Genomic DNA, 8,389 nt, shown 5'->3' with positions numbered 1-8,389 from the left:
GCAGCCCGCCGCCACCCCGGAGGCCGAGGCCCCCGTCGAGCAGGCCCCGGCCGAGCCCGTCGCCGCCGAGCCCGTCGCCGCCGAGGCAGAGCCTGCCGCCGCCGTCGAGGAGCCCGTCGTCGCCGCCGAGACCGAGCCCGTCCAGGAGCCCACGGCCGAGGTCGCCGAGGCACCGGCCGAAGCCGCCGTGGAGCCGCAGGCCGCCCAGTCGGTCGCCGAGCAGCCCGCCGCGCCGGAGGCCACCGCCGAGGAGGCCGCACCCGTCGAGGGCGTCGTCGAGCAGCCCACCGAGCAGCCCGCCGAGGCCCAGCCCACCGAGGCCCAGCCCACCGAGGAGCAGGCCGTCGAAGCGCAGGCCGTCGAAGCGCAGCCCGCCACCGAGGAGGCGGGGGAGCCGCAGGCCGAGCAGCCCGAGCAGCAGCCCGCCGAGCCGCGCGGCCCGGCCGCCCCCGGCTACGACGAGGCCGGCCGCGACGCCGTCCACCAGGTGATCCGCGAGCGCCGCGACATCCGCAACGGCTTCCGTCCGGACCCGATCCCGCACGAGGTGCTGATCCGCGTCCTGGAGGCAGCCCACACCGCGCCCAGCGTCGGCTACTCCCAGCCCTGGGACTTCGTGGTGATCCGCTCGGCCAAGACCCGCAAGCGGATGCACGCCCTGGCCGAGCGCCAGCGCGAGGCGTACGCGGACTCGCTGCCCAAGGGCCGGGCCAAGCAGTTCAAGGAAATCAAGATCGAGGCCATCCTCGAGACCCCGGTCAACATCGTGGTGACCGCCGACCGCACCCGCGGCGGCCGGCACACCCTCGGCCGCCACACCCAGCCGCAGATGGCCCCGTACTCGGCCGCCCTGGCCGTCGAGAACCTCTGGCTGGCCGCCCGCGCCGAGGGCCTGGGCGTCGGCTGGGTGAGCTTCTTCGACGACGAGGAGCTGGTCCGCGAGCTCGGCCTGCCCGAGCACCTGGAGGTCGTCGCCTACCTGTGCGTCGGCTTCGTCGACGAGTTCCCGGGCGAGCCCGAGCTGGAGCAGCAGGGCTGGGCGAAGAAGCGCCCGCTGTCCTGGGTCGTCCACGAGGAGCAGTACGGCAACCGCGCGCTGCCCGGCGAGGAGCCGCAGAGCCTGCTCGCCGACACCCTGCGCGGCATCCGGCCGCTGGACGCCAAGGCGCTCGGCGAGGCCTGGGACCGGCAGAAGCGGATGACCAAGCCGGCCGGCTCGCTCGGCATGCTGGAGATCATCTCCGCCCAGCTGTGCGGCCTGTCCCGCAAGTGCCCGCCGCCGATCCCGGAGCCCGCCTGCGTGGCGGTCTTCGCCGGTGACCATGGCGTGCACGCCCAGGGCGTCAGCCCCTGGCCGCAGGAGGTCACCGCCCAGATGGTCGGGAACTTCCTGGCCGGGGGAGCGGTGATCAACTCCTTCGCCAAGCAGATCGGCACCGAGGTCTGCGTGGTCGACGTCGGCGTCGCCGCCGAGCTGCCGGACGCCGTCCAGCAGGGCCGCGCCACCGGCCTGCTGCCGCGCAAGGTCCGTCCCGGCACCGCCGACATGACCCAGGGCCCGGCGATGACCCGCGAGGAGGCCCTCAAGGCCATCGAGGTCGGCATCGAGACCGCCCGCGACCTGGTCGCGGCGGGCAACAAGGCGCTGGTCACCGGCGACATGGGCATCGCCAACACCACCGCCTCGGCCGCCCTGATCTCGGTGTTCACCGGCCTCGACCCGGCCGAGGTCACCGGCCGCGGCACCGGCATCGACGACGAGACCCACGCCCGCAAGATCGAGGTCATCCGCGCCGCGCTGGCCCTGCACCGGCCCGACCCGAGCGACCCGGTCGGCGTCCTCGCCGCCGTCGGCGGCCTGGAGCACGCCGCCCTGGCCGGCTTCCTGCTGGGCGCCGCCTCGCTGCGCACCCCGGTGATCCTGGACGGCGTCATCGCCGGCTCGGCCGCGCTCGCCGCCAAGGCCATCGCCCCCGAGGTGCTGGCCGCCTGCATCGCGGGCCACCGCTCCGCGGAGCCCGGCCACCAGGCCGCGCTGGCGAAGCTCGGCCTGCGGCCGCTGATCGACCTGGACCTGCGGCTCGGTGAGGGCACCGGTGCCCTGCTGGCCCTGCCGCTGGTGCAGAGCGCGGCCCGGGCGATGCACGATGTGGCCACCTTCGACTCCGCCGGGGTCACCGAGAAGGCCTGACGCGTCCCGTCACCGCTCCGCGTTCCGGCCCGAGGGCACGCCGGACCGCGGAGCGGTGTCGTGCCGTACCGTTCCCCCGCCCTCACCCCCGATCAGGAGCACCGCCGATGACCGCGCCCACCCCGCACCCCAGCACCGAGGGCCGTACCCCGTACCCGGTCGGCCTGCTGCTGGCCGGCCGTCGCGTCGTCGTGGTCGGCGGCGGACAGGTCGCCCAGCGGCGGCTGCCCGCCCTGATCGCCTCCGGCGCCGAGGTGCACCTGATGTCGCCGGCCACCACCCCGGCCGTGCAGGCCATGGCCGACGCCGGCGAGCTCACCTGGCACGCCCGCCCCTACCGGGAGGGCGACCTGGCCGACACCTGGTACGCCCTGGTCGCCACCGACGACCCGGCCGTCAACGCGGCCGTCAGCGCCGAGGCCGAGCGCGAGCGGGTGTTCTGCTCCCGCAGCGACGACGCCGCCGCGGCCACCGCCTGGACCCCGGCCAGCGGCCGCGACGCGGGCGCCACCGTCGCCGTCCTCACCGGTGACCCGCGCCACTCCGCCGCCCTGCGCGACGCCATCGTGGACGGCCTGCGGGACGGCTCGCTGGCCGCCCGCCAGTACCGCTCGCACGGCGCCGGCGTGGCCCTGGTCGGCGGCGGCCCCGGCGACCCGGACCTGATCACCGTGCGGGGCCGTCGCCTGCTCGCCGACGCGGACGTGGTGGTCACCGACCGCCTCGCCCCGCGCGAACTGCTCGCCGAACTGCCCGAGCACGTCGAGGTGATCGACGCCTCCAAGATCCCGTACGGCCGGTTCATGGCCCAGGAGGCGATCAACCGCACGCTGGTCGAGCACGCCAAGGCCGGCAAGTTCGTCGTCCGGCTCAAGGGCGGCGACCCGTACGTCTTCGGACGAGGCGGCGAGGAGCTGCTGGCCTGCGCCGAGGCCGGCCTCCCGGTCACCGTCGTGCCCGGGATCTCCAGCTCGATCAGCGTGCCCGCCGCGGCCGGCGTCCCGGTCACCCACCGCGGCATGACGCACGAGTTCACCGTGATCTCCGGCCACGTCGGCCCGGACGACGCGCGCTCGCTCACCAACTGGGAGGCCGCCGCGAAGATGAGCGGCACCCTGGTGCTGCTGATGGCCGTGGACAAGATCGGCGCGATCGCCGCCCGGCTGGTCGAGCACGGCCGGCCCGCGGACACCCCGGTGGCGATCGTCCAGGAGGGCACCACCGCCGCCCAGCGCCGGGTGGACGCGACCCTCGGCACCGTCGCCGCGGTGGTCGAGGCCGAGGGCGTCAAGCCCCCGGCGGTCATCGTCGTCGGGGACGTGGTCAACGTGCTGGCCGCCGCGTTCCGGCACTGACCGCACGGCCGCGCGGAGTGGGAAGTCGGCCCGTCCGACTTTCTACTCCAGCGGCTGCTCCGTCCAGATGACCTTCCCGGTCGCCGTGTACCGCGTCCCCCAGCGGTCCGCGAACCGCGCGACCAGGAACAGCCCGCGCCCGCCCTCGTCCTCGGTCGCCGCGTACCGCAGGTGCGGCGAGGTGCTGCTGCCGTCCGACACCTCGCAGATCAGTGACCGGTCCCGCAGCAGCCGCACCCGGATCGGCCCGGAGCCGTACCGGATCGCGTTGGTCACCAGCTCGCTCAGGATCAGCTCGGTGACGAACGCGGCCTCCTCCAGCCCCCAGGCCGTCAGCCGCTCCGCCACGGCGGCCCGGACCCCGCCCACCGCCGCCGGGTCGGAGGGCACCTCCCACTGCGCCACCCGGTCCGGCGCCAGCACCTTCGTCCGCGCCACCAGCAGGGCGATGTCGTCCTGTTGGTGCGCGGGCAGCAGCGCCCCGAGCACGTCCGCACAGGTCTGCTCGGGCGAGCGCGCCGGCCCCTCCAGCGTCGCCCGCAACAGCTCCAGCCCCTCGTCGACGTCCCGCTCGCGGTCCGTCACCAGCCCGTCCGTGTACAGCACCAGCCGGCTGCCCTCGGCCAGCTCCAGCTCGGCGGTCTCGAACGGCAGCACCGCCAGCCCCAGCGGCGGCCCGGTCGGCAGCTCCGGGAACACCACCCGGCCCTCCGGGTCCACGACGGCCGGCGGCGGGTGCCCGGCGGTGGCCAGCGTGCAGCGCCGCGACACCGGGTCGTAGATCGCGTACAGGCAGGTCGCCCCGGCCAGCTCCGCGCGCCCGCCGCCGGCCGCCTCGTCCTGGTCGATCCGGTTCACCAGCTCGTCCAGGTGCCCCAGCAACTCGTCCGGCGGCAGGTCCAGGGTCGAGAAGTTGTGGATCGCCGTGCGCAGCCGGCCCATCGTCGCCGCCGCGTGCAGCCCCTGCCCCACCACGTCCCCGACCACCAGCGCCACCCGCGCGCCCGGCAGCGGGATGACGTCGAACCAGTCCCCGCCCACCCCGGCCTGGGCCGGCAGGTAGCGGTGCGCCACCTCCAGCGCGTTCTGGACCGGCAGGTTGCGCGGCAGCAGGCTGTGCTGGAGCGTCACCGTCATGGTGTGCTCCCGGGTGTAGCGACGGGCGTTGTCGATGCACACCGCCGCGTGCGCCACCAGTTCCTCGGCCAGCGCCAGGTCCTCCGCCTCGAACGGCTCCACGCGCTGCGCCCGCCAGAACCGGGCCACCCCCAGCAGCACCCCGCGCGCCCGCAGCGGCACCCGCACCAGCGAGTGCACCCCGTACGCCAGCACCCGCTCCGACCGCTCCGGGTCCTGCCTGCGCCAGTCGGAGGCCTCGGCCAGGCGCGGCTCGATGTCCGGCTCCCCGTTGCTCAGCGCCCCGGCCAGCGGGGTCGCGGGCACCACCTCCAGCACCGTGCCGACCGGGTGGAACGGCGCGTCCTCCCGGACGCCCGTCACGGCGACGCGGCGCATCCGCCCCAGCGACGGGCCCGGCGGCGGCTCCTCGCCGGTCAGCACCTGGTCCGCCAGGTCCACCGTGACGAAGTCCGCGAACCGCGGCACGGCGACCCTCGTCAGCTCCTCCGCCGTCCGCGTCACGTCCAGCGTGCTGCCCACCGTCACCCCGGCGTCGTACAGCAACCGCAGCCGCCGCTGCGCGCGCTCGGCCCGGCCGGACAGCGCCGCCAGCTCGGTGGAGTCGCGCAGCGTGGCGACCCAGCCGGGCGGGCCGGGCCCCTGGCCGATCAGCCGGACGTTCACCGCCAGCAGCCGCTCCCCGGACAGCACCACCTCGTCGGTCACCGGACGGCCGGCGGTCAGCAGCTCCAGCGGCGCCCGCTCCAGGCCCAGCTCGGCCACCGGCCGGCCCTCGGCGTCCGGCGGCAGGCCCAGCAGCCGGCGCGCCTCGTCGTTGCAGAGCAGCAGCCGCCCGTCCCCGCCGACGATCATCACGCCCTCGCGCACCGCGTGCAGCACCGCCGCGTGGTGCTCGTACATCCTGGTCATCTCGACCGGTCCCAGCCCGTGCGTCTGACGCCGCAGCCGCCGGCTGATCAGCGCCGTCCCGAGCGTGGCCAGCCCGACCGCGGCCGCCGCCGTGCCCAGCACCACGGGCAACTGCCGCTCGCTCGCGCTGCTCACGCTCCGCAGCGTGACGCCCGCCGAGACCAGCCCGGCCACCGAGCCGTCCGGCGCGTACACCGGGACCACGGCCTGCACCAGCGGGCCGAGCGTTCCCGTCAGCTGCTCCGTCACCACCTGCCCGCGCAGCGCGGGGGCGTACGTGCCGACGAACCTCTCGCCGATCCGCGCCGGGTTCGGATGGGTGTAGCGGATGCCCCGGTCGTTCAGCACGACGATGAAGTCCACGCCCGAGCCGACCCGCGCGGCCTGCGCCCTCGGCTGCAGGACGGCCGTCGGATCGGGGGAGCGCAGCGCGTCGACGATGCCCGGGGAGTTGGCGAAGGCCTGCGCGACCGCCACGGACCGGTTGCGAGCCTCGTGCCCGGAGTCGTTGCGAGACTGCACCACCAGCGCCACCGCGGCCGCCGCCACCAGCAGCAGGACGACCAGGATCTGGAGCGCGAACACCTGCCCGGCCACCGACCGGTGCCACACCGGCCACCGCCGCTCGGCGCGTGGCAGCTGTGGCCGACCGTGTGGGCGTCCACCGGTGGAGCCGGTGGAGCCAGTGGCACCAGAGGCCGACGGAGCCCGGGATCGGCCCGGAAATCGGGCCATACGGTCATGTTTGCACCACGTCCAGCCGGGGACCACCCAGCTCCCTCGGCCGTTTGGCCTTCCCCGCCCAGGCTTGGCAAGATCGCAGGGTGTCCGAACCCCGCACCATCACCGACCCGGCCGATCCCCGCCTCGCCGACTACACCGGCCTCACCGACGTCGAACTGCGCCGCCGCCGCGAACCGGCCGAAGGCCTCTTCATCGCCGAGGGGGAGAAGGTCATCCGCCGCGCCATCGCCGCCGGCTACCGGATGCGGTCGATGCTGCTCACCCCCAAGTGGCTGGAGGTGATGGGCGACGTCATCGCCGAGGCCGACGCCCCCGTCCACGTGGTCGAGCCCGCGCTCGCCGAAGCCGTCACCGGCTACCACGTGCACCGCGGGGCCCTCGCCTCGATGGAGCGCCGGCCTCTTCCGGACGCCACCGAGGTGCTCGCCGGTGCCCGCCGGGTCGCCGTCCTGGAAGGCCTGGTCGACCACACCAACCTCGGCGCCATCTTCCGCAGCGCCGCGGCCCTCGGGATGGACGCCGTCCTGCTCTCGCCCGACTGCGCCGACCCGCTCTACCGGCGCGCGGTCAAGGTCTCCATGGGCGCCGTCTTCGCCGTCCCGTACGCCCGGCTGGACCCGTGGCCCGCCGCCCTCGACACGGTCCGCGAGGCAGGCTTCACCCTCCTCGCCCTCACCCCTGCCGACACCGCCGTCGACCTCCACACCCTCACCCCGCACCGCCTCCCCAAGGCGGCCCTCATGCTCGGCGCCGAGGGCGACGGCCTCACCCCCCGCGCCATCGCGGCCGCCCACCACCCCGTCCGCATCCCCATGGCCCACGGCATCGACTCCCTCAACGTCGGCGCCGCCGCCGCCGTGGCCTTCTATGCCGTCACCACCCCTGCCCCGTAGCCTCCTTCCCGCTCACCCGCATCGCCGCCGCGCCGGAAGTCGGCGGGCCCGACTTCTCGCGCGCTGCCCGGCGTCTTTCGCCGGTGGCACCGCCGTTCCGCAGAGGCTCCGGGTTCTGTCCGCGACCGCCACGCGAGAAGTCGGCCCGCCCTGGCTTCTGCGCGACTTCGGTGGCGGCAGCTCGGCACGCCGGAAGTCGGCCCGCCCGACTTCTCGCGCGCTGCTCCGGGTGTCCTTCACCGGCGGCGCGGGTTTCCGCAGGACGGCTCCGGCCCTACCCGCTCCGCCGCGCACCGGAAGTCGGCGGGCCCGACTTCTCGTGGGTGCCCGCTCCGCTCGGCCGCAGCGCTGCTCAGCCCGTGGGGGCGGTGGGCGGGGCGGGGGCGGCGGCGGGGGGCGGGGTGGTGGCGCCGGGCCAGGACTCGTCGAGGGTGCCGTCGGCGCGGACGGCGTAGCGGGTCGAGGCGATCGCGCCGGTGGCGGCCGCGCGTTCCTCGCGGACGACCGTGCTGCCGTCCAGCCGCCAGGTGGCCGTCGCCTGCGGGTCCGCCACCGAGGTGCGGGAGGTGGTGGCCACGGGGGAGTCCCCGTTGAAGGTGTAGAGCTGGACGAGGTCGACCGGCGCCGAGCCCTCCGCCCGGCGCAGGACGACCACGGCGGCCGGCAGGCCCTTGTACCGGGCCGGCAGCACCGCGCTCAGCGCGACCTGCGGCCCGCCGCCGACCGAGTGCCCGTTCTGCAGCGCGATGGCCTGCCCGCCGGCCCCGTCGGGGTAGCTGTGGTTCGGCCAGTCCACCGTCGGCACCGGCGCCTGCGGGGGCGTCAGCCCGGCGTCCGCACCGCTGCGCGCGGCCGCGGGGAGCGGTGTCGTCGAGGACTGCGGCGCGACGTCGACCGATGTCCCCGGCACCGCCTGCTGGCCGCCGCCCGTACCGGTGGTCGCCGCCACCCCGGCCGGTGGCCGCGCGCTCTGGTTGCCCCGGTTCTCGCACCCCTGCGCCGCCGCGATGGCCAGCGCCACCCCGATCGTCACGGTGACGAAGACCACCAGCCGCTGCCGCAGCAGCCGCTGCCGTGCGGTGCCGGGCCGTCCGCCGGGGGCGGGGGTGTGCTGCCGGTCCCGGGGGCGCACCCGCTCCTGGGGACGTCCCCGGTCG

The 8,389-nt window shown here is 75.9% G+C and carries 4 protein-coding genes and 1 pseudogene; 3 read left to right on the top strand and 2 right to left on the bottom strand.

Translation table 11 applies throughout. The features are described from left to right. Both cobT and cobA read left to right on the top strand, forming a co-directional pair. Positions 1 to 2,191, top strand: a 2,191-nt coding sequence (gene cobT, locus ACFRMQ_RS34315; protein WP_380734689.1) for a nicotinate-nucleotide--dimethylbenzimidazole phosphoribosyltransferase, incomplete at its 5' end; no start/stop codon positions are given. 107 nt (positions 2,192 to 2,298) lie between these two features. Further along, positions 2,299 to 3,546 (top strand): uroporphyrinogen-III C-methyltransferase, encoded by a 1,248-nt coding sequence (cobA, locus tag ACFRMQ_RS34310; protein WP_380734688.1) that lies wholly within the window; start codon positions 2,299 to 2,301, stop codon positions 3,544 to 3,546. Positions 3,547 to 3,588: 42 nt separating this feature from the next. Here cobA and ACFRMQ_RS34305 read toward each other — a convergent pair whose 3' ends face one another. Continuing rightward, entirely contained in the window at positions 3,589 to 6,330 is a 2,742-nt protein-coding gene (locus tag ACFRMQ_RS34305; protein WP_380734687.1) for a SpoIIE family protein phosphatase, read from the bottom strand. Between the two features lie 89 nt (positions 6,331 to 6,419). Here ACFRMQ_RS34305 and ACFRMQ_RS34300 point away from each other — a divergent pair, with 89 nt between their 5' ends. Beyond that, entirely contained in the window at positions 6,420 to 7,232 is an 813-nt protein-coding gene (locus tag ACFRMQ_RS34300; protein ID WP_380734686.1) for a TrmH family RNA methyltransferase, read from the top strand. A 352-nt stretch (positions 7,233 to 7,584) separates the two neighbouring features. On the opposite strand, the pseudogene ACFRMQ_RS34295 reads toward ACFRMQ_RS34300, so the two are convergent. Then, positions 7,585 to 8,389 (bottom strand): annotated as a pseudogene (locus ACFRMQ_RS34295) (hypothetical protein); the annotation flags it as partial.

It is taken from the genome of Kitasatospora sp. NPDC056783 (assembly GCF_042789895.1).
In the GTDB taxonomy this organism is placed as follows: domain Bacteria; phylum Actinomycetota; class Actinomycetes; order Streptomycetales; family Streptomycetaceae; genus Kitasatospora.
This window is presented reverse-complemented; position numbering and strand designations above follow the sequence as displayed.

Coding starts and splice junctions, on each gene's coding strand:
- cobA (WP_380734688.1), top strand. CDS start 2,299: ATGACCGCGCCCACCCCGCACCCCAGCACCGAGGGCCGTACCCCGTAC.
- ACFRMQ_RS34305 (WP_380734687.1), bottom strand. CDS start 6,330: ATGGCCCGATTTCCGGGCCGATCCCGGGCTCCGTCGGCCTCTGGTGCC.